General features: G+C 70.7%; 21 protein-coding genes. 10 read left to right on the top strand and 11 right to left on the bottom strand.

The genetic code is table 11. From position 1 onward, the window contains the following. Positions 1–8: 8 nt before the first annotated feature. Genes GA0074696_RS00355 through ssd form a run of 4 tightly spaced genes read right to left on the bottom strand, consistent with a single transcriptional unit; the run spans position 9 to position 4,277 of the window. Positions 9–746 (bottom strand): type II secretion system F family protein, encoded by a 738-nt coding sequence (locus GA0074696_RS00355; RefSeq protein ID WP_088959234.1) that lies wholly within the window; start codon positions 744–746, stop codon positions 9–11. Beyond that, the gene (locus tag GA0074696_RS31555) at positions 743–2,023 is read right to left on the bottom strand and encodes a hypothetical protein (RefSeq protein ID WP_231925211.1); all 1,281 of its coding nucleotides are present in this window, start codon (positions 2,021–2,023) and stop codon (positions 743–745) included. Before GA0074696_RS31555 ends, GA0074696_RS00355 begins: the two co-directional genes overlap by 4 nt. Next, entirely contained in the window at positions 2,020–3,225 is a 1,206-nt protein-coding gene (locus GA0074696_RS00365; protein ID WP_088959235.1) for a TadA family conjugal transfer-associated ATPase, read from the bottom strand. Before GA0074696_RS00365 ends, GA0074696_RS31555 begins: the two co-directional genes overlap by 4 nt. Next, entirely contained in the window at positions 3,222–4,277 is a 1,056-nt protein-coding gene (gene ssd / locus GA0074696_RS00370; RefSeq protein WP_197700852.1) for a septum site-determining protein Ssd, read from the bottom strand. The genes GA0074696_RS00365 and ssd overlap by 4 nt, the downstream gene beginning before the upstream one ends. 451 nt (positions 4,278–4,728) lie before the next feature. Here ssd and GA0074696_RS31310 point away from each other — a divergent pair, with 451 nt between their 5' ends. After that, positions 4,729–5,535, top strand: a complete 807-nt coding sequence (locus GA0074696_RS31310) for a VHL beta domain-containing protein (protein ID WP_088964274.1) — start codon at positions 4,729–4,731, stop codon at positions 5,533–5,535. A gap of 33 nt (positions 5,536–5,568) precedes the next feature. On the opposite strand, the gene GA0074696_RS00380 is transcribed toward GA0074696_RS31310, so the two are convergent. After that, on the bottom strand, positions 5,569–5,868 hold the full coding sequence (locus GA0074696_RS00380; protein ID WP_088959237.1) for a DUF1330 domain-containing protein: 300 nt from the start codon (positions 5,866–5,868) through the stop codon (positions 5,569–5,571). Positions 5,869–5,981: 113 nt separating this feature from the next. Here GA0074696_RS00380 and GA0074696_RS00385 point away from each other — a divergent pair, with 113 nt between their 5' ends. Next, positions 5,982–6,725 carry an SAM-dependent methyltransferase gene (locus GA0074696_RS00385; protein ID WP_088959238.1) on the top strand — a complete coding sequence of 248 codons (744 nt, stop codon included), beginning with the start codon at positions 5,982–5,984 and terminating at the stop codon, positions 6,723–6,725. Positions 6,726–7,464: 739 nt separating this feature from the next. On the opposite strand, the gene GA0074696_RS00390 is transcribed toward GA0074696_RS00385, so the two are convergent. From GA0074696_RS00390 to GA0074696_RS00405, 4 genes are all read right to left on the bottom strand, one after another. After that, positions 7,465–7,752, bottom strand: a complete 288-nt coding sequence (locus GA0074696_RS00390) for a YciI family protein (RefSeq protein ID WP_088959239.1) — start codon at positions 7,750–7,752, stop codon at positions 7,465–7,467. A 367-nt stretch (positions 7,753–8,119) separates the two neighbouring features. Then, a complete protein-coding gene (locus GA0074696_RS30585; protein WP_157745742.1) occupies positions 8,120–9,112 on the bottom strand; it encodes a hypothetical protein in 993 nt (330 codons plus the stop codon). Positions 9,113–9,426: 314 nt separating this feature from the next. After that, positions 9,427–10,596 carry an SRPBCC family protein gene (locus GA0074696_RS00400; RefSeq protein ID WP_231925212.1) on the bottom strand — a complete coding sequence of 390 codons (1,170 nt, stop codon included), beginning with the start codon at positions 10,594–10,596 and terminating at the stop codon, positions 9,427–9,429. After that, positions 10,553–10,942 (bottom strand): hypothetical protein, encoded by a 390-nt coding sequence (locus tag GA0074696_RS00405; RefSeq protein WP_197700801.1) that lies wholly within the window; start codon positions 10,940–10,942, stop codon positions 10,553–10,555. Before GA0074696_RS00405 ends, GA0074696_RS00400 begins: the two co-directional genes overlap by 44 nt. A 614-nt stretch (positions 10,943–11,556) precedes the next feature. Here GA0074696_RS00405 and GA0074696_RS00410 point away from each other — a divergent pair. The 3 genes from GA0074696_RS00410 to GA0074696_RS30590 all read left to right on the top strand — a co-directional run bounded on the left by GA0074696_RS00410 (position 11,557) and on the right by GA0074696_RS30590 (position 13,357). After that, positions 11,557–11,955: an Imm32 family immunity protein gene (locus GA0074696_RS00410; protein ID WP_088959241.1), complete on the top strand. Its 399-nt coding sequence runs from the start codon at positions 11,557–11,559 to the stop codon at positions 11,953–11,955. A 280-nt stretch (positions 11,956–12,235) separates the two neighbouring features. After that, entirely contained in the window at positions 12,236–12,730 is a 495-nt protein-coding gene (locus GA0074696_RS00420; protein ID WP_157745743.1) for a hypothetical protein, read from the top strand. Between the two features lie 162 nt (positions 12,731–12,892). Continuing rightward, entirely contained in the window at positions 12,893–13,357 is a 465-nt protein-coding gene (locus GA0074696_RS30590; protein ID WP_157745744.1) for a hypothetical protein, read from the top strand. 71 nt (positions 13,358–13,428) lie between these two features. Here GA0074696_RS30590 and GA0074696_RS00425 read toward each other — a convergent pair whose 3' ends face one another. After that, positions 13,429–13,872: a PH domain-containing protein gene (locus GA0074696_RS00425; RefSeq protein ID WP_088959244.1), complete on the bottom strand. Its 444-nt coding sequence runs from the start codon at positions 13,870–13,872 to the stop codon at positions 13,429–13,431. A 601-nt stretch (positions 13,873–14,473) separates the two neighbouring features. Between GA0074696_RS00425 and GA0074696_RS00430 the strand changes: the two genes are divergently transcribed. After that, positions 14,474–14,749: a tyrosine-type recombinase/integrase gene (locus GA0074696_RS00430; protein ID WP_172894111.1), complete on the top strand. Its 276-nt coding sequence runs from the start codon at positions 14,474–14,476 to the stop codon at positions 14,747–14,749. Between the two features lie 324 nt (positions 14,750–15,073). Beyond that, a complete protein-coding gene (locus GA0074696_RS00435; protein ID WP_088959245.1) occupies positions 15,074–15,877 on the top strand; it encodes an HAD family hydrolase in 804 nt (267 codons plus the stop codon). Between the two features lie 168 nt (positions 15,878–16,045). On the opposite strand, the gene GA0074696_RS00440 is transcribed toward GA0074696_RS00435, so the two are convergent. After that, on the bottom strand, positions 16,046–16,792 hold the full coding sequence (locus tag GA0074696_RS00440) for a Fic family protein (RefSeq protein WP_088959246.1): 747 nt from the start codon (positions 16,790–16,792) through the stop codon (positions 16,046–16,048). A gap of 446 nt (positions 16,793–17,238) precedes the next feature. Here GA0074696_RS00440 and acs point away from each other — a divergent pair, with 446 nt between their 5' ends. The 3 genes from acs to GA0074696_RS00455 all read left to right on the top strand — a co-directional run bounded on the left by acs (position 17,239) and on the right by GA0074696_RS00455 (position 24,968). Next, positions 17,239–19,203, top strand: coding sequence for an acetate--CoA ligase (acs, locus tag GA0074696_RS00445; RefSeq protein WP_088959247.1), 1,965 nt, complete (start codon positions 17,239–17,241; stop codon positions 19,201–19,203). 270 nt (positions 19,204–19,473) lie between these two features. Further along, on the top strand, positions 19,474–22,266 hold the full coding sequence (locus GA0074696_RS00450) for an immune inhibitor A domain-containing protein (protein ID WP_088959248.1): 2,793 nt from the start codon (positions 19,474–19,476) through the stop codon (positions 22,264–22,266). A 371-nt stretch (positions 22,267–22,637) separates the two neighbouring features. Then, the gene (locus GA0074696_RS00455; RefSeq protein ID WP_088959249.1) at positions 22,638–24,968 is read left to right on the top strand and encodes an immune inhibitor A domain-containing protein; all 2,331 of its coding nucleotides are present in this window, start codon (positions 22,638–22,640) and stop codon (positions 24,966–24,968) included. The last annotated feature ends 169 nt before the right edge of the window (positions 24,969–25,137 follow it).

The following is a 25,137-nucleotide window of genomic DNA, read 5'->3' on the forward strand; positions in this document are numbered from 1 at the left end:
ATGGTTTCTCACAGCACGTCGCCGAGGACGGCGACGATCACCGGCACCAGGCCGGCGAGAATGAAGGCCGGCAGGAAGCAGAGCCCCAGCGGCAGCACGATGAGCACGCCCGCCCGGCGGGCCGACGCCTCGGCCGCGATGGACCGGTCCGCCCGCAGGTCGTCGGCGACCCGGGTCAGCGCACCGGCGAGGGCGGCCCCACTGCGCGACGTGCGCAACGCGGCGGCGACCAGCCGGTCGGCCCCCGGTACCGCGCCGAGGTGCGCCCAGGCCTCGTCGGGTGCGCCGCCGAGCAGCAACGTCCGGCCGATCCGGTGGAGCCGCTCGGCCAGCGGCCCGCCGAGGGCGTCGGCCACCTCGAGTACCGAGCGGTCGACCGGCGCGCCGGCACGTAACGTCGCCGCCAGCAGGTCGGCGGCCAGCGGCAGGTCGGCGGCCTCGCGCAGCCGACGGTCCCGGGCGGCCGGGGACTCGATCCGCCGGAGCAGTCGATCCGCCACCAGCCCGGCCACCGCCCCGACGAGGCAACCCGACACCCCGCCGAGCAGGACCGCCACGGCCACTCCGGCCAGCCCGGCACCGAGCCGTACGCGGTCCGGCCACCACGGCGGGGGCCGGTCTGCCGCCCGCACCTGGGCGCCCAGTCCCCGTAACCGCCGGGAGGGGCGGACGCCCGGCGCACGCAGCGCCACCACCAGGGCCGCGGCGGCGACCAGAGCACCGGCCGCCCACTCCTGCCGGTTCATCGGGCGCTCGCGTCCGGCGTGCCGCCCAACCGCTCCGCCCAGAGCAGACCACCAATCTGCAACCCCATGGCGGTCAGCGCACTGACCGCCCCGACCGGGGTGTACAGCAGCACCGCCACCGGATCGGCGCCGATGCCGTAGCCGAGGCCGATCCCGCCGAGCGGCAGGGCGGCGAGCAGCAGGGCGGTGGCCCGGGCACCGGCGGCCTGGGCCGAGGCGGCGGCCAGCCCCCGGTCCAGCGCCCGGGCGTCGGCTTCGACGCGTTCGAGGAGTTCGGCCAACGGCGCACCGGTCCGGTCGGCGAGCCGCACCGCGGCCCGGGTCAGGCTCGCGAGGCGGTCCCCGTCGTCGTCGGGCGTGGGAACGGGCAGTCCGGCCCGCAGGTCGGCGGCGAGACCGCAGAGCTGGTCCAGCCTGCGGCGGCGTTCCCCGACCGCCTGCCGCGCCGCCCGCCGCCGGAGCACGGCCCGGGCGCCCAGCGCGCCGTACCCGCCGAGGAGGACCCCGGCGACCGGCCCGGCGGCGAACCCGCCGAGCGCCGCCGCCACGAGCCCGACCAGGAGCAACGTCCGGCGTGGGCGATCCACCAGCGGCGCGCGGAGCCCCCTGAACCTCTCCACGGCCCTTACCGACGTCGACGGCCGGCCAGTGGCCAACGCGCCCGACCACCGAGCGGCGGTGTCGGCGGCCCGGACGCCATCCGAACCGGCGGCTCGATGAAGGCGGCGGATCCCGCCAGCGCCGAGCCGCAGCGGCTCCAGCGGTCGGCGGGAGTCGCGCCGACCGGGCGGCCGGAACGACGGTGGCCTGGTCAGCGCCCCCGCCGGACGGGCGAGCCGGCCATCGGCCATGGCAGCAGGCATCGGGCCTCCGACGGCCACGGCCACCGTGCACGGGCGGTCGGCGGCAGGTGCGAGCCGGCTCGGTCCAGCCCGGCCGGAGCGGCGCGGGCCGGGCGGTACGACCGCGGCCGGGGCGGCGCCAACCGGTGGCGCGGTCTCCGGCGCTTCGGTGGCGGGCCCGGACGCGAGAACGGCGGCCGGGGCGGCACCAACCGGTGGCGCCGTCTCCGGCGCTTCGGTGGCGGACCCGGACGCGAGGAAGGCGGCCGGGGCGGTGCGGAACGACTCGCCGTCGTGCGGCGTGAGTGCGGGTTCGCCGGGTACGCCGGCACCGAGCAGGGCGCGGCGTCGCCGGCGGCTGCTGCGGACCGGCCAGGCCACCACCGCCGCCGCGCCCACCAGCAGCGCCGCCACCAGCCAGATCGGGAGACTCATGTCGGCCCCGCCGACTCCGGCCACGGCTCGCAGAGGATCGGTGGCACCGCCACGCCGCGGTCCCGCAACAGCGTGCCGAGGGCCCGACCGGCCAGCCCCAGTCCCCGTCCACGCACCCAGGCGGGCACGACGGTGACCAGGCGGTCGGGCCCCTCCGGCAGCAGGAGGCAGATCGACTCCAGCACCCGGCCGCGCGGGCCGCGGCGTACCTGGAGCACCACCTGGAGCGCGGCGGTGACCTGGGCGTGCAGCGCGGCCCTGGGCAGCCCGCCGAGCAGTCCGAGCGCCTCCAACCGGGCCGGCACGTCGGCCGGGGTGTTCGCGTGCAGCGTCCCGGCGCCGCCGTCGTGGCCGGTGTTGAGGGCGCCGAGCAGGTCGACCACCTCCCCACCCCGGCACTCCCCGACCACCAGCCGGTCGGGGCGCATCCGCAGCGCCTGCCGGACCAGCTCGCTGAGCCCGACCGCGCCGGTGCCCTCCACGTTGGCCGTACGGGCCTGGAGCCCCACCACGTGCGGGTGCACGGGGTGCAGTTCGGCGGCGTCCTCCACCAGCACGATCCGCTCGGTCGAGGGCACCAGCCCGAGCAGCGTGTTGAGCAGGGTGGTCTTGCCCGAGCCGGTGCCGCCGGTGACCAGGTACGCCAGCCGGGCGGCCACCACGGCCGCCAGCACCGCGGCGACCGGTCGTGGAACGGTGCCCTGGCGTACCAGGTCGTCGAGGGTGAACGGCCGCTGCCGGAAGGTACGCAGGGACAGGTAGGGGCCGTCGGTCGCCACCGGAGGCAGTACGGCGTGCAGCCGGGTGCCGTCGGGCAGCCTCGCGTCCGCGTACGGGGAGCCGTCGTCGAGCCGGCGGCCGGCGGCCGCGGTGAGCCGCTGCGCCAACCGCCGTACGTCGTCGAGGGAGCCGAGCGGCACCGCCACCTGCCGCAGGCCCTCGCCCCGGTCGACCCAGACCCGGGTGCCGTTGACCAGCACGTCGGTGACCTGTGGATCGGCCAGCAGCGGGGCGAGCGCCCCGGCACCGACCAGGTCGTCGCGGACCTGTTCGGCCATCCGCAGCACGGCGGTGTCACCGAGGACGGCGGCGGTGGGCTCGGCCCGGACGGCGGACACGATCGCGGCCGGGGTGACCGGGGTTGCGTTGCCGGCCATCCGCTGCCGGACCCGGGTCGACAGGTCGTCGGGTTGGCTGGTCATGCCGCACCCGGGACGGGGAGTCCGGTCAGCTCGGTGACGATCCGCCGGCAGAGCGCGGCGAGCGGGCCCCGCCCGGCTCCGGCCGGCGCCTCCCCCCGTTCCAGCCCCCGGCACAACGCCGGCTCGGGCCGCAGCGTGCCGGCGAGCGGGAGGCCGAGGGCGCGCGCCACCTCGCTGGCCTTCAAGCGGCCGGGTGCCGGCCCGCGCACGATCACGCCGAGCGCGGCGCAGTGCGGGGCGGCCGCGGCGACCACCCGGGCCGCCGCCGCGGTCGCCCGCAGCTCGGCCGGCACCACCAGGTACGCCTGGTCGGCCGACTGCAACGCGACCACCGCCGCGTCGTCGAGCTGGCGGGGCACGTCGACCACCACGAAGTCTCGGCCACGGCGGGCGGCGTCGACCGTGGCGGCCATCGCCTGGGCGGGCAGGGCCAGCAGTTCTCCCCGGTCCCAGGAGAGCACGACCAGGTCACCCCGGCTGGGCAGCGCACGGACCAACGCCGGCGCGTCCACCCGGCCGTCGGCGTCGGTGAGCGCCGGCCAGCGAAGCCCGTCCAACTCCTCCCAGCCGAGGACGAGGTCGAGGCCGCCGCCGAGCGGGTCGGCATCGACCAGCAGGGTGCGCAGGCGGGCCCGGGCGGCGGTGACCGCGAGGGCGCCGGCGAACACGCTGGCCCCCGCGCCGCCCCGCCCGCCGAGCACCGCGACGGTCCGCGCCGGCCCGCCGAACGGGCGGTCGGACCCGCACTCGGTGAACCGGTCGACCAGCCAGGGCTCGGCCGCCGGGAGGGTGGCCACGTGTTCCGCGCCGAGCAGGTCGGCGACCTCCCATGCCGGGTCCAGTTCCCCGGTGCGGCCGACCAGGACCGTGCGGGGCCGCCGGGGCAGCCGCGCCCGCAGGCAGGCCTGCGCCTGGTCCCGGCCGACCAGCACCAGCGGCGCTGGCAGCCACCGGGCGCGGGCGGCGGCGGGATCGGCGGCCAGCTCGACCTCCGTACCGCCGGCGGCGGCGAGCCGGAGCAGCTCGTCGAGGAGGTCACCGTCCGAGGTCACCAGGAGCGGCAGCCGCCGGTGCGGCGGAAGTGAGGTACGGGGTGGCATCGCGGCCTCCAGCGGTCCGGCTCGGGGGTGCTGACCCAGACCCTGCTCCGACCACCCTCGGGTCCACTGGCCCGAACCGGTTGCCTGTGGACAACACCCATCCCTGTGGACAACCCGCGCCCAGCCGGTGGATCTGCTAAGGCGATGCGCTCCCCACGTCGTTACCGAAGACCGATGCAGCGCCGTTCAAAGACGGCGCGTCACGGCGCCGCGCCAGCCTGACGGACAACTGCCCGATCGACTGTGGAAATTTGCCGGCGTCGCAGCTCACCAGCCCCAGAGGGCGGACAACCATCGTCCCCTCCACCACCCGTGACCCATTGACGGCCGGGGACACGGCCCGCCGATAATCGGTTTCCCCATGCCACCGACCGAGGTGGCTGCGCTGCCCGGGAACGGGGCCATGGCCGATCCGACCGACGAGACCCACCGCCCCGACGACACCCTGCGCATCGGGGGCTGGCTGCCCGAGCCCCGCCGTGTGGGCGGACTCCCGCCGTACCCGTCGATTGCAGCCGGAGCCGCACGACGCCGCGCCGGCGATTCCACGCCGGGACCGGCGCGGCCGGTCGGCCAGCCGTCACCCCGCGCCGGCGGTCCGGGGCGGACGCTGGCGCTGGGTTGCGCCGTGGTCGGCGCGCTCGCCACCCTCGCCGTCGCGTCGTGGCCGATCTGGACGGCTCCGCCGCGGACCGAGGAAGGCCCGCCGGCCGCGCCGGCAACCGGGCTCGACCAGGCGGTCGTGCCCGAGCCGGCGACCGGCCCACCCACCGTCAGCTTCTCGCCCGCGCCGGTGTCCCTCTCCACCCGGGCCTCGGTGCGGTCGCCCAGCCCCGCCGCGTCACCCACCGACCGGCCGCGCCACCCCGCCGGGGGTACGACCACCCGCCCTCGTCCGTCGACCACCCCACCCGGGCAGCCCCGCTCGGACGAACTCCCGCCGCTACCCCCGTCGCGCGAACCGTCGCTGCACTCCACCGGCGGCGGCGCGGAGACGTTCGTCGACTTCGTCAACCGGCGGGACGCCGAGGTCGTGGTGCACTGGCTCGACTACGACGGTCAGCGGCGCCGGTACGCCGTCCTGGAACCGGGCCGGTCGTATCGGCAGCAGACCTACCTGGGCCACCCGTGGGTGGTCACCGACGCCGACGGACGCGGACTGGTCTGCTTCCTGCCCGCGCCCGACGTCAGCAAAGCGGTGATCCGATAGGGACGGGCGGCCCGGACTCGTGCCTGGCCTGGATCACCGGCTGCCGGGGACGCCGTCGGCCACCAGGACGACCCCGTCCGTCGCCGCCACCCGGTCCCGGGAGATCTCCCGGTACTCGGGGGAGTTGGCCCAGCGCTCGAAGCTCTCGCGGCTGTCGAACGACATGAGGATGACCTTGTCGTAGGGCCAGGTCCCCTCGACGACCTGCGGGCGCTCGTCGGCAGCGAGGAGGCGTCCGTGGTACTTGGCGAGGACCGGCATGAAGGCGGCGACGTACCGGTCGTAACGCTGCCGGTCGTGGATGGAGATCTGCGCGAGCGCGTACACGGTCATCGGCTCATGTTACTCACGAGTAGCACCGCCCGTCTCAGCTGGAACCGGGCCTGTTGCCGTGGTGGTCGCGAAACGGGGATGCGTCGCTGGTCAGGAATTGCCACCCTCGGCGGATGCAGAAGACTGAGGACCTTGCCGCCTTGCGCTATGCGCGGATGCGCTGGAACACGCCGCTGTCGGAGGAGCATGCCGCTCTGCTGTTGCAGCGGCTTGACATCCGGCCTGGCGCGCGAGTACTCGATCTCGGTTGCGGTTGGGGCGAGTTGCTGCTCAGGGCGGTTGCCGCCGGAGGAGTGAGCGGCGCAACCGTGACGACAGGCGTCGGTGTCGATACGGATGACGCTGCTCTCGCGAGGGGCCGAGCACTGGCGGCTGGCCGCTCGTTGGACAAGCACGTCACCTTCATCAAGGGGGAGGCGGCCTCCGCGCGGGAGACCGGCGACCGCGTCCTGTGCGTTGGCACCTCCCATGCCTTCGGTGGGACGGCCGACGCCCTCAAGGCACTCGCCGAGTTCGTGCGGCCTGGTGGTCGCCTCCTGTTCGGCGACGCGTACTGGGAGCGGCCACCGACGGCCGAGGCGGTAGAGATCTTCGGAGAAGAGACAGTGCCGCTCGCGGATCTCATCGAGCTCGCCCGCGGACTGGGCTGGAGAGTCCTCCACTTCAGCACCGCGGACCAGCGAGAATGGGACGACTTCGAGTCGACCTGGCGCGCGGGACAGCAGGAGTGGCTGCTGCAGCACCCCGAAGACCCTCGCGCGACGGAGGTACGCGAGGAACTCGATGACCGGCTGCGCGAGTACGTCGGCATCTACCGCGGCGTCCTGGGTCTTGCGTACCTGGTCCTCGGTCGCTGAACTGCGACAGCTCACCGTGCTGGTTTCCGTGCTGAATTCGTGGGAGATCATCTCGGCGGCTGCTTAACCGCCTTGCCGGTTTGCTCGGGCCTGCTGGCGGTTCCCGGCTCCGGCGGACGCCAGGGCCGAATCCTCCGGTCCTGCAGGTTTTCTCCTGGTCGGCCAGAGCTGCACCCGCCAGACGTCGCCGGGGGTCGTCGATCCGGGCCAGCCCCGGTTGACGAAGCCCCCACCGCAGATGCGACCCGTACCGCCCATCGGGCACCTCGCACCGCCGGTACTCCATCGTCGGCGAGCCGTACGACAGCTCTCCGCCGTCGACCTCCAGCACGCACTCGAAGATCTCTTCCCACTGCCCGAAGTCCCGGGGCGGCGGTTCGGCCCACACCTCGACCCGCGGTGGCATGTCGAAGTTGTTCTGGTGCGGCACGCAAACGAGCACCGTGTGATCGTCGCTGGCGATGCGGGCCGGCCTGCGCCTCCCGTAGGAGCATGCTCACGTCCGAGTCGCCCTCCGACGTGCCGGAGAGCGTGAACTGCCCGTAGTCCAGTTCGACCGTCATGTCGTGAGCCGTGACGGGCGCTGGGGTCCCCACGTCGGACAGTGTGCCGTGGCACCGCTCACCCTGACGCCCCCACGATCGGGCAACTGCCCACCGCTACAAAGATCGACAGGATCGGGCCAGCCGGAGGAGCGCTTCTGCTGGGACGAGTGCGCCCCCATGGCGAGCGTTACTGGCTAGGGCAAGAGGTGTTCGAAGCCCATGGCGGTGCGGGAGGGAACGAACTCTGTCACCGCATACTCGGCAAGGCCCCGCTGGCGGAACGGATCCGAGGCGAGCCTGTGCTCGAGATCTTCCCGTGAGAGGTTGCGAGCCAGAATCACGCCACCGACACGGGGAAGCCGACGACCGGAGGCGATAAATACCCCGTCCGCATACTGCTGGTCCAGCCAGACAATGTGGTCCTGAAGCGCATCGTCGATCTGGGCGAGATCGGCGACGTAGGTCAGGATCACCACGAACATTTCATGATCGTATGCTGGCGATGACCTGCCCTCGTCATGGATTCCGGCGTACGAATCGGCCTTGACGTCCGGCGGCCATGCTGTCGGTGACCTCACCGCGACCCGTGAACGAGACAGGCGGATGTCGACCTGCTCGCCCCACGCCATCGGCCAGCCCTCGGCCGGGTGGATCCACGGACGCTCGACTTCCGGGGTCGGGCGCGCACTGCGCCTGTCGACCTTTCGCCCGCGCGTCTGGCTGCCTTTGCATAGCCTTTCGCTCTGCTACAGGCAAGATCGTCACCAACGACGTGGCGGGGATCTTCCTGGTAGCCGTACGGGCTGCGTGACGAGTGGCCCGTGCCGGCGGGCCTCGCCCGGGCTCCTACTACTTCTGCTGCTGCGAGCCCTGCCCCTGATTCGCCATCACCGCCGCGATGGCATCCCAGAGGTTGCGACCGGCTTGGCGCAACGCCTCGGAAGGCTGGGCGGCCGTCTCAGCCTGGCTCGGCTGAGCCTGCCCCTGCTGCTGCGGCTGGCCCTCACCCTGCTGGCCCTGCTGCGGCTGGCCTTGGCCCTGCTGGCCCTGCCCCTGCTGACCCTGCCCGCCAGCCACCTGACCGCCCGCCTCGCCGGCCTTGGAGAGCGCGCCCTCACCACTCCACTCGGCGCGGGCGGTTATGGAGCCGACGTCGTGACCCAAGCGGTCGACGATCTTGGTCAGTTCCTGGGTCTGCCCGGTCACCTGCTGGGCCGCGTCGCCCACGTTGCCCGCCACCGAGGTGGCCGTCTCGCCAAGCGACTTCAGGATTTCGGGGTTGCGATCGATCGTGGTCAGGGTGCGGTCCAGGATCTCGGCCAGCCGTTCCAGCCGGACCTTGAGCAGAAGCTCGACCCGCACGTCCTCGATATCCAGTTCGACCGAATCGAGCCTGACGCGGACACCGGCGTCGAGTTGCAGGAGGTTGGCGAGTCGCGCCCGCAGGGAGAGGTCGGCGTCCAGCCCGTCCACGGCGATCCGGATGTCGCCCACCCGCAGGTTCGGTACATCCAGCAGGACGTCCGGTTCCCACCGGTCGCGCCGTCCCGTCTCCTCGGAAGGCCACTGGCCCTGGCTGACATGCCGCTCCGGGCGATCACCGCGCCTGACCACGTCGCCCTGCTGACTCTGCTGATTCTGCTGGCCCCGCTGTCCTTCGTCCCGCTGCTGCCCCTGCTGGCCTTGGCCCTGCTGCCCCTGCTGCCCTTGGCCCTGCTGCCCCTGTTGCCCTTGGCCCTGCTGGCCCTGCTGGTCCTGCTGGCCCTGCTGGCCCTGGCCCTGCCGCCCCTGGCCCTGCTGACCCTGCTGGTTCTGCTGCTGGCCTTCACCGCTCTGGCTCATACTCCTGCTCCCCGCTCGGCTGGCCCGACGTCGAACGGGCCCGGACCGGCGGCGCTTACCCGAATCGGCCCGGGGCACGCACACTGTCGCCGAAGCTGCTGACCTACGACGTCACGAAGCTCGGATCTACGTCATGCTCACCTCGGAAGAGGCCAGCGACGCCTCCGGCCTCCGCGTCGCGGTCACCGGCGGACAACCGATCCTGTGCCGGCGACGCTGGTGAGCCTTGCTCGGCAATCCCCTGTACGGCGTCGAGACGTGGCCGCCGGTGAGCTGACTGTCGATCTGCCTGCCGCCCGTGGTGACGGCGACCGCTATTCCCCCCGCTCCTCGCTCCGGCGGCGCACCACCGGCCGTCGCGGCGGTTCCGGACGCCGGGCCGGACGGGGGCGCGGCCGGTCCTCGCGTCCCTCCCGCGGCTCCCGGGACTCTCGGGGCTCGCGCTCCCGACCGCGCGCCCCCTCGGGCTCGCGACGGCGCGGCGGGGGCTGTTCCTCCTCCGGCCTCTCCTCGGGCTCCTCCTCGGGCTCCTCCTCGGCCTCCCGACCGCGGCCCCGCTGCTCCTGCCGGGTGCGGGCCTCCTGCTCCTCCCGCTCGCGGGCCTCCTGCTCCTCGCGCAGCGCGGTCTCGTGGTCCTTGACCACCTGGGAGTCCTCGATCTCGCCCCGCCAGCCCTCGACGGAGTCCGGGTCGAGCACGGTGTTGGTCATCACGTGCCGGACGAAGTGCTTCAGCTCCAGCCGCACCCGCCGGCCCTGGGCGCGCCAGAGATTGCCGGTGTGCTCGAAGAGCCCCTGCGGGTGGTACTCCAGGACCACCAGGATGCGAGTCAGGTCAGGGGCCACCTCGTGGAAGCTGACCGTGCCGTCCACCGAACCCTTCTCACCCTTGGACCGCCAGTGGATGAGCCGGTCCGGGATCTGCCGGACGATGGTCGACTCCCAGCTCCGATGCGACCAGAAGACCTGCGCCTTCCAGGTCATCTTCTCGTCCGACTCGCAGTCGGCCTGCTCGACCTTCTTCATGAAACTCGGGAAATCCCCGAACTGCGTCCACTGGTTGTACGCCACCCGGACCGGCACGCCGACCTCGATCGCCTCGACGATGTTGGTGACCTTGAGCTTCTTGCCACCGCCCTTGCCACCCTTGCCGCCGCCACGACCCAACGCCGACATCACCTTCTCCTTACCGCCGGCCAGACGGGGATGCAACATGGCCTTGACCCGGGACTGGCCCTTGGCGCGCTTCTGCCCGCCGGTGGCGGCGGCGATCAGGCCGGGGCCGCCGCCCTGTTTCGCGTACTCGCTGAGCCGCCCGGTGGCGCCGGTGATCTTCCCGGTCAGCACGTGGCTGGCCCGCTCCCCGATGGCGGAGGCGAGGTTGTGCAGCTCGCCGCCGAGCTGCTCGCGTGCCTTGTGCACGAGGTTGCCGGTCGCCATCTCACTGACCCCCACGTTGGCCGTCGTCGCCGGACCGCTGGTCACCCTGCTGGCCTTGCGCGGACTGGTCGGCCTGGCCGCCGGCCTTGCGGCGCAGCGCGTCCGCGCTGCCGCGCAGCTTGCCGCTGAGCACGTCGATGCCGCCGCCCGCGGCGGCGGCCGCCGCGGCCTTGCCCGCGGCGGCCAGCGGCTCGCCCAGCTTGCCGAGGTTGCCCAGCTGCGGGTTGGCGCCGAGCAGATTCGTGCCGAGCTTCTTCAGCCCGCCCGGCTGCTGGCTGGCCCGCCCGACCGCTAGCGCCGCAGCGAGGGTCAGGGCCTTCTTCAGCTTCTTGCGGCGCCCCAGGAGGTAGCCGAAGCCCACCGCCAGTGCGACCCGTGCTCCGCTCTTCATCAGCTCTCCTCGCTCCCCCGGCGTACACCGACGCCGGTCACCTGGGACCGACCGACCACAGCCGGCCGCCGGAGATCAGCGGAACAGGTCCTGCGACACCGGGCGTTCGCCATTAGTGGACCCAGCGGCCAGTACCCGCCCCTCTACCCGCAAAACATCTCCGCGCAATTAATAAGGCCCCGAACGGGGGCATTCGGACGCGCGGTACGAATCAGGCAGGAACGCGCACGTTGCTCAGAAGAGGCGTGCTACAGGAATGCGAGATTCTAATCGAAGGCAGGCGCCGGTATCGAGAAATTCGCAACTGCGCGCCGCATTTATCCTTCCCAGATTGCACCTCCATCGGCGAATGTCGTCTCGAGCCTCTGCGGCGTCGCCCCCCTCCCCGCAGCTCAGGAGGCACCGACCGCCACCGCACGCGGTGGCGACCGACGTCGCACGCCGCACCATCGAAGGCAAGACCAGGACCGAGATCATGCGCTGCCCCAAGCGCTACATCGCCCGTGAACCTACTCACTGCTAGCCATGGACGCAGCAGCTGAGGATCATGGGCATGCACCGCAACAGTCCGGGCACCGGCATGCGGGTTGACCCCGAGGCGACGGAGACCCAACGTGAAGGCCACTTTCTACCCGACATTCGGCTACATCGATCTCTCCGGAACCGCCGACGACTACCACGCCCTAGCCGCACTCATTTCGGCCGGAGGTGGAACCCATGCTGCGGAGCACGACGCCACCGACCCCTTCGGCGGCACCGCCCTCTCCTGCGTCCGGATCTCAACCGCAGCCAACAGCATGGTCCTGATCTCGATCGACCACGCCGACGGCATACTCCAGATTTCCGGCGCCCCCGCCCCGCTGGCCATCTTCGCGTCGAACCTCGAATCAATGGCAGCTGACGAGAATGGTGGCCACCTACACATCGAGTACTATCCAGATCACCCCTACCTGGCGCCAGCATCAGCCGATTTGATCGTCAACAGCCCGCACGGCGGCATGCCAACGCGGTAACCCAACAGCCTTGACCAAAATAGGAGCGTCCAGCTCGCCGGCGGCCGGCTGTGTCCCGTCACGGGACATGCTTGACGGTGGCGTCCCACCAGATGCCTGACCCGATCAATATCGGGCTGCCTAATCGGGTGATGGTCGCGGACGGTGAGGCTGGCACTTGGCGCTGGGAACAGGCCCGCCACGGGACACGGTCAGCGGCAGGCGCCCTTAGCATGGGCCAGATGATCCACTCCTGGCTGCCCGGGCTGCTCCTGCGGGTCCTGCTGTGAGGCGCCGAGTGGTGGCCATCCTCGCCCTGGTCACACTGTCGGTGTCCCAAGCCAGCTGCTCCGGGCCGTTCAACTGCCCAGCGCCGACGGTGACGGTTGACGCGTCCGTTCACACCGAAACCGTGCCAATCGAGCGGGAGTTGCAGCCGTTGGGCCGGGTGCTGGAGGTCCATTGGCGGGAGTGGACCGAGAGCGGCCGCTGCGACTTCAACATCGGCGATCTCATCCTGCTGCGGGAAGGCGTGGCCCGGCTTGCGCCCGCCGACGTCGCCAGGCTGACCCTGCTGACGACATCCGACGCCGCGGCACTTCCCAATCCAGATTCCCGGCTGTCGTCCTGGCTGCCGTCCGCACCGGCCTGGCGTACGGGTCTGGACTGGCGCGACGGTGAGGAAGGTGCGTTCGTATCAACCTCGTATTGGCTGGACCCGGCCAGCGGCGTCGTCTACTTCCTATCCGACGCCGACTACGACCCGGCGGCCACTCCGACCGCCTCACCCTCCTGATGAGGGGCCGGGACCAAGCCCTAGGTGAACGTCAACCATGAGCTGGGACAAATCTGTCGAGGACCGCCGACACCAGCCAGGTGCCACATGCGCTGGGGTCAACGCGCCCCCTCCCGGGCGCCTAGTTGCTCGGGTCGCGCCCCTGCTGCCACAGTCGAGATCATGGGTTCGAGTTTCACGAATTTTCGTGGCCATGGCTTCTGGGCTCGTGACGGGCTGCTGGAAGTCTGGCTCGAAGCTCTCGCGGAGGTCGTGCCCACGCACGCACCTGCCTGGTTGCAGGACGCTCAACGACACTGGCGGAAACCGGCCCGCATCGGCTTCCAGGGCTGCATTGACGCCGACCTCGACGCTCTCCTCACTTCACAAGACCGAGTCGCGGTGGCGCTGCGACTGGTCAACCAAGCCGAGGAGCACCTGAACCGACTTGCCAGTCGGAACGGCCGCATCCCGGCAGCGTGGCTCAACGAACGACGTGTCGGCGGAAGCGACACCTGGACAGGTGATCTCGATCTACAGCCCCTCCGGCAGATCACCAACGCGTTCGCCGCCCTGATTCATGGCGATCTTCGGACGACAGCCACAACCAGTCCAGTTCTGCCCAGGCCGGCATCCCAACAGCCCTGATCCCGCACCAACCTCACTCGGCGGGGTTGCAGAGAATAGGAGCGTCAACACGCCGGCAGCGGGCCCAGTGATCAGGCGGCCGGAGCTTGCCGCAGGGCTTCCGCGAGCGACTCGGCGTTCTTCTTGTCTATCCGAGGGAAGGTGAGAGCCACGCCGTCGCCCGGAGTACCGAACGCGAGGCGCAGCAGGCTCACGACGCCGATCTTGGCCTCGGCCAGCGAGACCTGTTCGCGGGGCACCTCACCGAGGACCTTCTTTCCGGGGCCCCCCAGAAACGTCTGCTCCAAAAAGATCAGTCGACGGTTGGTGAGCACGACGAACTGCTTACTGGTCGCCGCCAGCGCCGCCCCCAACAACGCTCCACCCTCAAACCTCATTGCTTGGCTGACGATCGGCCGAAGTCGACCGGACGAGAACTTCCCGACCATGGCCCGCGTCGCCACGACCGGCTGCTCACCGGACTGCAGGATCGGCGTCACATGCTCGAACGCACGGGTCTGAAGCTTCTGCTGCACTGCGTCTCCGTTCCTTGGCCGCGAACCGTGCCGATGCTAGTGACTTGGAGGTCGATCTAGATCCGACGACCGGTCCACACTAGACGAGAGAGGTGGACATTGAGCCTGTGCGGGTGAGGCTCAGGTCACCTTGTCTGCCCGGCACGCCGCAGCCGGCCGGATCGAACGTGAAGGTACGCGGTCGCTGGTGGAACGGATCGTGCGGTCGCATGGCGCGGCGTGACATCTTGGCGGGTCCGTGGCCGCCTCGGTAGTGACGGAGGGCAGGAGGTGTCGTACGACTCCCGGACGAAGCATCCAACCGCCAGCAGACTCACTAGCTGGGCCGGTCGGGCCTGGTGGCGCTCAACGGCAGGTGTCTGCCCGGAAGTGCACACCGCACCACGGCGGCAGGTCGGTGGCTCGCCACCAGGGCCGTCGAGGCGCGTACGACCGAGCGGACCGTCTCCATGCTCCGCACGCTCGTCCTGCCGAAGTGGGGTGACTGGCCGCTCGGGAAGGTCGACTTCATGTCGGTGCAGGAGGGGGTGACCGGCCTCGGTCGGGATCTCGCCCCTAGCGGGAGGCCGTCGCCTGCCTGGCGGCCAAGGCTGCGGGCGGGATGCGGTTCCACGACCTGCGGCACGCCTACGCCACATGGCTGGCCACGGACGGCGTCCCGATCAACCTGGTGCAGCGGGTCATGGGCCACGAGCAGGCGTCCCCGACGCTCAACCGGTACACGCATACCCCGGACGACTACGCCGCCCGCGTGCTGGCTGCCTTCGACAGCTCTGCTGCCTCCCTGCTGCCTCCGGCCGGGGAAGCGCCCTCCGAGAGCGCGTGGGATGAGGAGAGGAGGGCCTGTGAGCTGCGGCGGAGCACGTACCCCGAATAGGGACGACCCCCGTCGGGGGGAGACGGGGGTCGTCGGGAGGTTCGGCTCCGGGGGGGTTGAGCCGAACCACTCAGCGGTCACGGGGGGTGCAACCGCCGAGGGCCTGCGAGTTGTCCGAGATATGAATACTCGTCGTGAGGACAAGCATGCCCGAGGAGAGTGTTCACGTCGAGTGGTGTCGACCCCACTCAGGGCGAAAATGTGACCACAGCGTGTGATTGCCGTCACGTAGAGCAGGGGTTGCAACGGCTAGCCCGCAGGTCGGAGGGGCTGGTGACCCCGGGCACCCGCCGACCTTAGACCATCGGGCTAGACTTTCGCGCCGTGGGCCGAAGTGCCGCTTTCTTCGATCTGGACAAGACCGTCATCGCCAAGTCGAGCGCCCTGGCGTTCGGTCGGCCGTTCTACCGGGACGGGCTGATCACTCGGCGTGACGTCGTCAAGTCGGCGTACGCGCAGCTGATGTTCCGGCTGGGCGGCACCGACGAGCAGACCATGGCCCGGACCAGGGACTATCTCGCCACGCTCTGTAAGGGCTGGCAGGTGGAACAGGTCCGTCAGATCGTCGCGGAGACGCTGCACGAGCTGATCAACCCCTACGTGTACGCCGAGGCCGCCGCCCTCATCGAGGAGCACCAGACCGCCGGCCGGGACGTCGTGCTGGTGTCCGCCTCCGGCGAGGAGATGGTCCGCCCCATCGGTGAGCTGCTGGGCGTGACCGACGTGATCGCCACCCGGATGGCGGTGGAGGGCGGCCGCTACAGCGGCGAGGTGGAGTTCTACGCCGCCGGCCCGAGCAAGGTCGACGCGGTCAGCGAGCTGGCCACCGCCCGCGGCTACGACCTGGCCGACTCGTACGCCTACTCCGACTCGTACAGCGACCGGCCGTTGCTGGAGTGCGTCGGCCATCCCAGCGTGGTCAATCCGGACCGGGCGCTGCGCAAACTCGCGGTGGAGAACGCCTGGCCGGTGCTGGAGTTCCGGCACCCGATCCCGCTGGGCCGGCGACTGCGGGAGCGCCCGGCCGTGCCGGTGGCCGCGGCGGCGCTCGGCGTCGGCGTGGGAGTGGCCATCGGCATCGCCTGGTACGGCCGGCACCGCCGCGCCAAGGTCACCCCGGTCGCCTGAGCACTCCCGCCGGGTCCGCCTGAGCAAACCCCGCGGGCCCGAGCGGCCAGCGAGGCGGCAAGGACCGCCGATCGGAGCGGGCAGGAAGGCAGCGAGAACACCCGCAAGGGCGAGAAAGGCCCCGCCCGCACGGGTCAGCAAGCAGCGAGGACCCCACCCGTCCGCGAGTCAGGCGGCGGCGAGGATCTCGTCGCCGATGACGGCGAGCTGGTCGGCGCCCACCTCGACGGCCGACATGTAGTGCCGCAGCCAGGAGCGCAGCCCGTCCGGGGTGCCGGTGGCGAAGGCGCCGGCCGCGCCGACGTACTCCGGCTCCCGGTCCCGGTGCCCGACGTCGACGGCGACCAGCCCGCGCGGGTCGAAGCCGCGGGACATCAGCACCAGCCGGGCGGCGGCGCGGGCCACCACGCCGGACGGGCCGGCGAACGGGCGCAGGTTCAGCAGCTCGCCGTGCACGACGGCGGCCAGCACCAGCGGGGGGACCTTGGTGCCCCCGGCGACCAGCCCGGCGAGGCCGTCCAGCCGCGCGCCGACCACCGGATCGGCCACCGGACGGCCCAGTTCGTCCTCGGTCACCACGTTGCGGGCGGCGAGCACGTGCAGCTTGGCCAGCGCCTGCCGGGGGGCCTTGGGCCACAGCTCGGTCAGTCCGGGCAGCGCCCCGGCCACCCGCAGCGCCCCCTGAAGCACCGGCTCGGTGACCGTGCCGGCGCGGACCGCCTCGCGCTCGTGGGCGTACCCCTCCAGGGCGGCGCTGGCCACTGCGGACCGCAGGCTGACCTCGGCCGCGACCTGGCCGCCGTGCCGGCGCAGCGCGCGGTGCCGCATCGCCTCGTCGACCCGCTCGCGGGCCCGCTCGACGGCGGGGGCGATGTCGGCGAGCGCGAGCAGCGGGGCGAGCGGATCCGTGGTCACCCCGCCACGCTAGCGACCCAATCGCCCCCACCGGCCACCACCCGCCGGGAACGCGACCCGCGCCACCGCCCCGAGCCGGGCGACTGCGCGACCGCACGCCCGATCGACGCGGCTTGCCGGCATGTCGCGGCGACGAACGCTGCGGACACCGCGACCCGCCGCACGCGGGCAGCACCGAGCGAGCGCCGGGCCAGCGGTGATCCACGCGGCTTGACTGCATGTCGCGGCCATCAGCGCTGCGGACACCGCGACACGCCGCAAACCGCGCAGCGGCGGGGCCACCCGCGAGGACGGGCACGGGTGCGCTCCGGACGGCGAAAGGCCGCCGGGCGCGCGGTGCGGGCCGCTCGGCGCGTACCGGCCGGACGAGTTGTCGCGGCCTTCCGGGCCCACGACTACCCTCAGCCGGGTAGGAGACGCAGGTCACCCGACGAAGGAGTCACCGCATGAGCGAGGCATTGGCCAACCTGCTGAACGAGACGCGCCAGTTCCCGCCGCCGGCCGCACTCGCCGCGGAGGCCAACGTCACCGCCGACGCGTACGCGGAGGCCGCCGAGGACCGGCTGGCCTTCTGGGAGCGCCAGGCCGGGCGGCTGGCCTGGGCGAAGCAGTGGGACCAGGTGCTCGACTGGTCGAACCCGCCGTTCGCGAAGTGGTTCGTCGGCGGCCGGCTCAACGTGGCGTACAACTGCCTGGACCGGCACGTGGAAGCCGGTCGCGGCGACAAGGTGGCGATCCACTGGGAGGGCGAGCCGGGTGACACCCGCACCCTCACCTACGCGGACCTGCACAAGCTGACCTGCCAGGCGGCAAACGCGCTGACCGAGCTGGGCGTGACCGCCGGCGACCGGGTGGCGATCTACCTGCCGATGATCCCGGAGGCCGCGGTCGCGATGCTGGCCTGCGCCCGGATCGGCGCGACGCACAGCGTGGTCTTCGGCGGCTTCTCCGCCGACGCGCTGACCAACCGGATCCAGGACGCCAGCGCCAAGGTGGTGATCACGGCCGATGGTGGCTACCGGCGGGGCAAGCCCTCGGCGCTGAAGCCGACGGTGGACGAGGCGGTGGCGAACTGCCCGTCGATCGAGCACGTGCTGGTGGTCCGCCGCACCGGCGAGGACGTCGCCTGGTCCGCGAAGGATCACTGGTGGCACGAGACGGTGGAGACCGCGCCGGCCGAGCACACGGCGGAGGCGTTCGACGCCGAGCACCCGCTGTTCATCCTCTACACCAGCGGCACCACGGCCCGGCCGAAGGGCATCCTGCACACCACCGGCGGCTACCTGACCCAGACGGCCTGGACGGCGCACGCGGTGTTCGACCTGAAGCCGGAGACGGACGTCTACTGGTGCACCGCCGACATCGGCTGGGTCACCGGGCACTCCTACATCGTGTACGGGCCGCTGGCCAACGGCGCCACCCAGGTCATGTACGAGGGCACCCCGGACACCCCGCACAAGGGCCGGTTCTGGGAGATCGTCGACAAGTACCGGGTCACCATCCTCTACACCGCGCCGACGCTGATCCGCACGATGATGAAGTGGGGCGAGGACATCCCCGCCGGCTTCGAGCTGTCCTCGCTGCGCCTGCTCGGCAGCGTCGGCGAGCCGATCAACCCCGAGGCCTGGATGTGGTACAGGCAGCACGTCGGCCGGGGTGAGCTGCCCGTCGTGGACACCTGGTGGCAGACCGAGACCGGCGCGATCATGATCTCGCCGCTGCCCGGCGTCACCGCGGCCAAGCCGGGCTCCGCGATGACCCCGGTGCCGGGCATCACCGCCGACGTGGTGGACGACCAGGGCAAATCGGTGCCGAACGGCGGCGGCGGTTACCTGGTGCTGCGCGAGCCGTGGCCGTCGATGCTGCGCACCATCTGGGGCGACGACAACCGGTTCATCGAGACGTACTGGAGCCGGTTCGAGGGCATGTACTTCGCCGGTGACGGGGCGAAGAAGGACGACGACGGGCACATCTGGCTGCTCGGCCGGGTCGACGACGTGATGCTGGTGTCCGGGCACAACATCTCCACCACCGAGGTGGAGTCGGCGCTGGTGTCGCACCCCTCGGTCGCCGAGGCGGCGGTCGTCGGCGCCACCGACCCGACCACCGGTCAGGCGATCGTCGCGTTCGCCATCCCGCGCGGTACGACGGACACCGCGGGCGAGGCGGGCGAGAAGCTCATCACCGAGCTGCGCAACCACGTGGCGAAGACGCTCGGGCCGATCGCCAAGCCCCGGCAGATCATGCTGGTGCCGGAGCTGCCGAAGACCCGCTCCGGCAAGATCATGCGCCGGCTGCTGCGGGACGTGGCGGAGCACCGTTCGCTGGGCGACGTCACCACGCTCCAGGACTCCTCGGTGATGGAGCTGATCTCCTCCGGGCTGACCGGCGGCAAGTCCGACGAGGACTGACGGCAGGCGTACCCGATCGGTGGGTGACGGTCCGCGCAGGCCGTCACCCACCGTCGTTTTCTGACGGGTACGTCCCGGCGGGCGCGACCGGCGTCACATCGGTCGGTCGGGGGAGGCCGGAGAAGCTGAACGGCCACAGGAGACGTTGACCCCTGTCGTTCAATCTTTTTCTGATTTAGGTTCACGCAGGTCGGGTCGGTTCGATGGACATCACATCGACACAGTGCGCCGCCCGACTTCTCCCTCCCCATGCCCGAGAAACGGAGCGGCATGAACACATTTCCGCAATCCGGGTCGCGCCGACGCCTACTCGTCGCGCTGCCCGCCATCGCCCTCGCCGCCACGTCACTGACCGTGACCGGCAGCGCTGCGGCCCAGACGTCCGGCCCCGCCAGGGCCACCATCGGGGCGGACGAGTTCTACATCAACTACGCCGAGCCCGCCGTGCAGCCGGACACCACCGGTCCGGAGGTCAAGGGCGCCGGCGGTATCTACGCCCCGGCCCTCGACAAGGCGAAGGCCTACGACCGCAAGTACGCCGGGGGCAACCCGGTGGCGGCGCGTGAGCTGGCGAAGCTCGAGGCCAAGGCGATCAAGACCGGGCAGAACCCGCGTCAGATCAAGGGAGCCAAGGGCACTCAGACCGCCAAGCTGCTGACCCTGCTCGTGGAGTTCAACGACCAGGCGAACGACAACTTCACCGACGTGATGGTCCCCAAGACGGTCTTCGAGGACCGGAGCTGCGTCCTCGGCACCGTGCAGAACGGACCGAAGCACAACGGCATCCCGGACCCGGCGACCCTGCCGCACGAGGACAACAACTCGATGTGGGTGCCGGACTTCTCGCCCGAGCACTTCGACAAGATGCTCTACACCAAGGAGGGCATCACCGAGCGGGTCCGCAAGGACCTGACCGGCCCGGACGGCAAGCCGGGTGTCAGCCTCGCCGGCCGGACGATGCACAACATGTACCTGGAGATGTCCAAGGGCGCGTACACGGTCGACGGGCAGGCCAGCCCGTGGATCACCGTGCCGCACTCGGAGGCCTGGTACGCCGCGTCCCGCTGCTTCCAGAACGACAAGGGCGAGTGGGTCGCCGGCGCGATGCAGTCGATGAACGGCCACCCGGACAACCCGCTCGGCGCGGGCCGGCTGGCCACGGACGCGGTCGACGCGTTGGCCAAGATGGACCCGAGCTTCCCGTGGGCCGACTACGACATCGAGGACCAGGGCGACGTCGACGGCGACGGCAACTTCAACGAGCCGGATGGCGTGATCGACCACCTGGTGCTGGTGCACGCCGGCATGGGCAAGTCCCGCGGCGGCGGCGACCAGGGCGTCTACGCGGTCTGGGCGCACTCGTCGGCGGTGGCCGGCGGCTACACCGTCCCGGGCACGCAGCTGAAGGTCTCGAACTACATCGTGCAGCCTGAGGACGCCGGCGTCGGCGTCTTCTCCCACGAGTTCGGCCACGACCTCGGCCTGCCGGACCTCTACGACACCTCCGGCACCCCCGGCTCCGACTCGGACGTCGACTTCTGGGACCTGATGGCGTCCGGCTCGCACACCGGCGAGATCTTCCAGGCGCTGCCGACCCACATGGGCCTCTGGGACAAGTGGGTGCTCGGCTGGGCCGACCCGCTGACCGTCACGCCGGGTTCCGTCCCGCGTGACGTGCAGCTCGGCCAGACCTCGAACACCCCGGTCGGCACCAAGGACGGCATCAAGGTCAACCTGCCGAACAAGGTGATCACCCTGGCCACCCCGCACAGCGGCGCCAACATGTGGTACGGCGGCGCCGACCAGGACTGGGCCGACGTGAAGCTGTCCCGCCAGGTCGCCGTGCCGGCCGCGGCCGACGCGAAGTTCTGGATGTGGAACAACTACGTCATCGAGCAGGACTGGGACTACGGCTTCGTCGAGGTCTCGACCGACGGCGGGACCACCTGGTCCGAGCAGAAGGTCTACGACTCCGCCGGCAACCTGGTCTCCACCAACGACGGCTACGCCGACCCGAACGGCCGGATGGGCGACTACGGCGGCAAGAAGTACGGCCTGACCGGTGACAGCCACGGCTGGCGTCACGACTACGTCGACCTGTCGGCGTACGCCGGCAAGACCGTGCAGCTGCGGCTGCGGCAGGCCACCGACGCCGGGTTCCTGGAGCGGGGCTGGTTCGCCGATGACTTCTCGGTCACCGGCGGCGGCGCCACCACCTGGAGCGACGACGTCGAGGGCGGCGCGAACGGCTGGACCCAGACCGGCGGCACCTGGGCCGGCACCAGCGGCGCGGGCTGGCACGTCGACTCGGGCACCCAGGTCAAGGCGCACTACTACCTGGCCGAGTGGCGCAACTTCGACGGCTTCGACAAGGGCCTGAAGTACGCCTACGACACCGTCTACTCGCACGAGGCCTGGAAGGTCGACCGGATCTCGTACAACGCTCCGGGCATGCTGGTCTGGTACCGGGACACCGCGCTGGGCAACGTCAACCACGTGAGCGCGCAGCTCACCGCCCTGCCGAGCTACGGCGCCAAGGGTGGCCTGCTGATCGTCGACTCGCACAACCAGCCGCTGCGCCGGGCGGGTGAGGCGGCGGTCAAGGACACGTCGACGCTCGACAACCTGCCCAGCCGTCCGCAGTCCTCGAACGCGGCCTTCTCGCTCACCTCGACGTACCCCTTCCAGGAGTGCCTCGAGGCGACGGACGAGCCGTACAGCGAGTACTGCACCAGCTTCGGCGCCCAGGCGCCGGTGGCCGGCTTCAGCGACGCGAAGGGCTGGTACCCGGGGCTCGAGGTTCGCAGCGGGAAGCTCTTCGCCCGGGACGCCGACGCCTCGGTGGTCATCCCGTCGCGGGACGGCGTGCCGTACACCACCCGGATCACCAACCCGGACGGCTCCCCGGCGACCGGCCTCTACGGCACCAATCTCGGGTTCACCGTGCTCGGCTCGGGCAACCCGGGTGACCAGAACGCCGCGTACGGCGTCACGATCACCATCCTGAAGGCCGCGAAGGACAACTCGTACGCCACGGTCCACGTGACCCCGGCAACGAACTGATCCGTCCGGTTTCGTCCCACGGGACACATGGCGGGGCCCGTTCGGAGCACACTGCTCCGGACGGGCCCCGCTCTCTTACGCCCTCCTACATCTCTCGGCAATCGGTGTGACATTTTCGAGGCCACCAGCGCTCTATGTCGGGGACTCCATAACCACCGTCACTCTGAGTGATCGTGGCCGAACCGTAATGAAAGTTGACGGTTGATTTGCGGGCTGATTGGTGCCGATTTGAGCCGGAATGATGGGCGCTCCTCGGCGTAATTGACCCGTGACAACTGTTTGAACCTCTGTCATGGTGAGTGACGCATGACATGACAGAGACGGCTCTGGTTGTCCCCGTCATGTAACAGTTCCACAAAGGAGGAGGACCTTTGAGGAGACGAGTCACAGCCGGTCTGGCCTCGGCCGCGGCCGCGCTGCTGGCAGCCGGCGTCGTTACGGCCCCGGCTTCCGCCGCCCCGGCGGCGGAGCCCACCCCTAGCGCCGACAAGGCGAAGCACGGCAAGGACAACCTCCCGGATCCGAAGTCGGATCAGCAGCGGGAGCTCAAGAAGCAGGCCATCGCCGACCTGCTTCAGGGCAAGGCCAAGCTTCAGACGCGCAACGGCTCGAAGGTCATCCAGGTCAAGGACGACCTGTTCGTCGAGTATCAGCAGGCCCCGAAGACCGACCCGATCTTCACGATGCTGGTCAACTTCGGCGACAAGATCGACCCTCGGGCGGGCGGTGCCGCCGGTCCGGTGGTCAACCAGATCCCCGAGCCGGACCGCAACTGGGACGGCGGCGCCACCGACAACAACAGCACCCTGTGGCGGTCCGACTTCAGCCGCGACCACTACATGGACATGTTCTACGGCGAGGGCGAGTCGTTCAAGGACTTCTACCTCAAGCAGTCCGGTGGTCGGTACACCGTCAACGGCGACGTCAGCGACTGGGTCACGGTGCCTTACAACGAGGCCCGTTACGGTCACAACGACGACCCGGCCAACCCGAACGACAACATCTCGGAGGCCGAGGGGTACTGGAACTTCGTCCGGGACAGCTCCACGTCCTGGTACAACGCCCAGGTCGCGGCCGGCAAGACCCCGGACCAGATCAAGGCCTACCTGGCCCAGTTCGACGTCTGGGACCGGTACGACTTCGACGGCGACGGCGACTTCAACGAGGCCGACGGCTACATCGACCACTTCCAGGCGGTGCACGCCGGTGAGGGTGAAGAGGCCGGCGGCGGCGCCCAGGGCGAGGACGCCATCTGGTCGCACCGCTGGGCGGCGTTCACCAACCTCGAGGGCAAGGCCGGCCCGTCCGGCAACCTCGCGGGTGGTGTGCAGATCGGCAACACCGGGCTGTGGATCCGTGACTACACCACGGAGCCGGAGAACGGTGGTCTGGGCGTCTTCGCCCACGAGTACGGCCACGACCTCGGTCTGCCGGACTACTACGACACCGCCGGCGGCGACAACGGCACCGGCTTCTGGAGCCTGATGTCCTCGGGTTCGTGGCTGAGCCACGGCACCGAAGACATCGGTTCCACCCCGGGTTACATGGACCCGTTCTCCAAGCTGTTCCTCGGTTGGCTGAACTACTCGACCGTGGATTACGGCAAGGGCAGCACCCAGGTGACCCTCGGGCCGGCCGGTGACAGCGACGGGCCGAAGGCCCAGGCTGTCGTGGTCAACCTGCCGAGCCAGACGCAGACCACGAACTACAACACGCCGTTCGGCGGGGCGTACGAGTGGTGGGGCGGCAGCGCGGACGACCTGAACACCTCGCTGGCCCGCACCCTGGACCTGACCGGCGCGACCACCGCGTCGATCACGTCCAAGCTGCAGTACGACATCGAAGAGGACTACGACTACCTCTACGCCGAGGTGTCGACCGACAACGGCGCCACCTGGGCCGACCTGAAGAACAACCTGGTCGACTCCGGTGACAGCGGCATCGACGGCTCCAGCAACGGCGCGTGGGTCGACTCGACCTACGACCTGTCGGCGTACGCCGGTCAGACCGTGCTGTTCCGTTACCGCTACGCCACCGACGGCGGGGTGCACTTCGCCGGCGCGTTCCTGGACAACATCTCGCTGACCAAGAACGGCGCCGTCGCGTGGACCGACGACGCGGAGACCCTCGCCGCCGAGTGGACCGCCAAGGGCTTCACCCGGATGGGTGGCTCGGTCACCGACACGTACCCCCGCTTCTACATCGCGGAGAACCGGACCTACGTCGGCTACGACGACACCCTGCGGACCGGTGGGTACAACTTCGGCTGGGGCACCACCCGGCCGGACTTCGTCGAGCGCTTCTCGAACCAGCCCGGCCTGCTGGTCTGGTACGTGAACCTCGCGTACGGCGACAACAACACCTCGCAGCACCCGGGCTACGGCCTGAACCTGCCGGTGGACGTCCGCCCCGACAAGATCAACGTCGGTGGTCAGGGCGTGATCAGCAACCGTCGCAACGGCTTCGACGCGACGTTCAGCCTGTACGCCAAGCCGGCGCAGACCTTCCACAAGAACGGCGTGGCGGTCACGCTGCCGGAGCTCGCCCCGAACCCGATCTTCAGTGACAAGGGCATCGCCAAGTACTGGACCTCGGGCAACCCGTGGAACTCGGTGAAGGTGGCCGGTACCGGCACCACCATCGAGATCCTCCAGCAGGGCACCAACCCGACCGCCGACATGGTCGTCAAGGTCACCAACTGATCCACTGAACGACGGCGGGGGCCGGTGGCGGAGACGTCACCGGCCCTCGCTGTTTTCTGAGCCACCGCAGTCTGATCGAAATCTGTCACTATCATCCGATGCTCGCGGATCCGCCCTGCTCATCGGCATTGATGAACCGCACCGGTGTGACGGTGAAAAGCATTCCCAA

It is taken from the genome of Micromonospora purpureochromogenes (assembly GCF_900091515.1).
Lineage (GTDB): Bacteria > Actinomycetota > Actinomycetes > Mycobacteriales > Micromonosporaceae > Micromonospora > Micromonospora purpureochromogenes.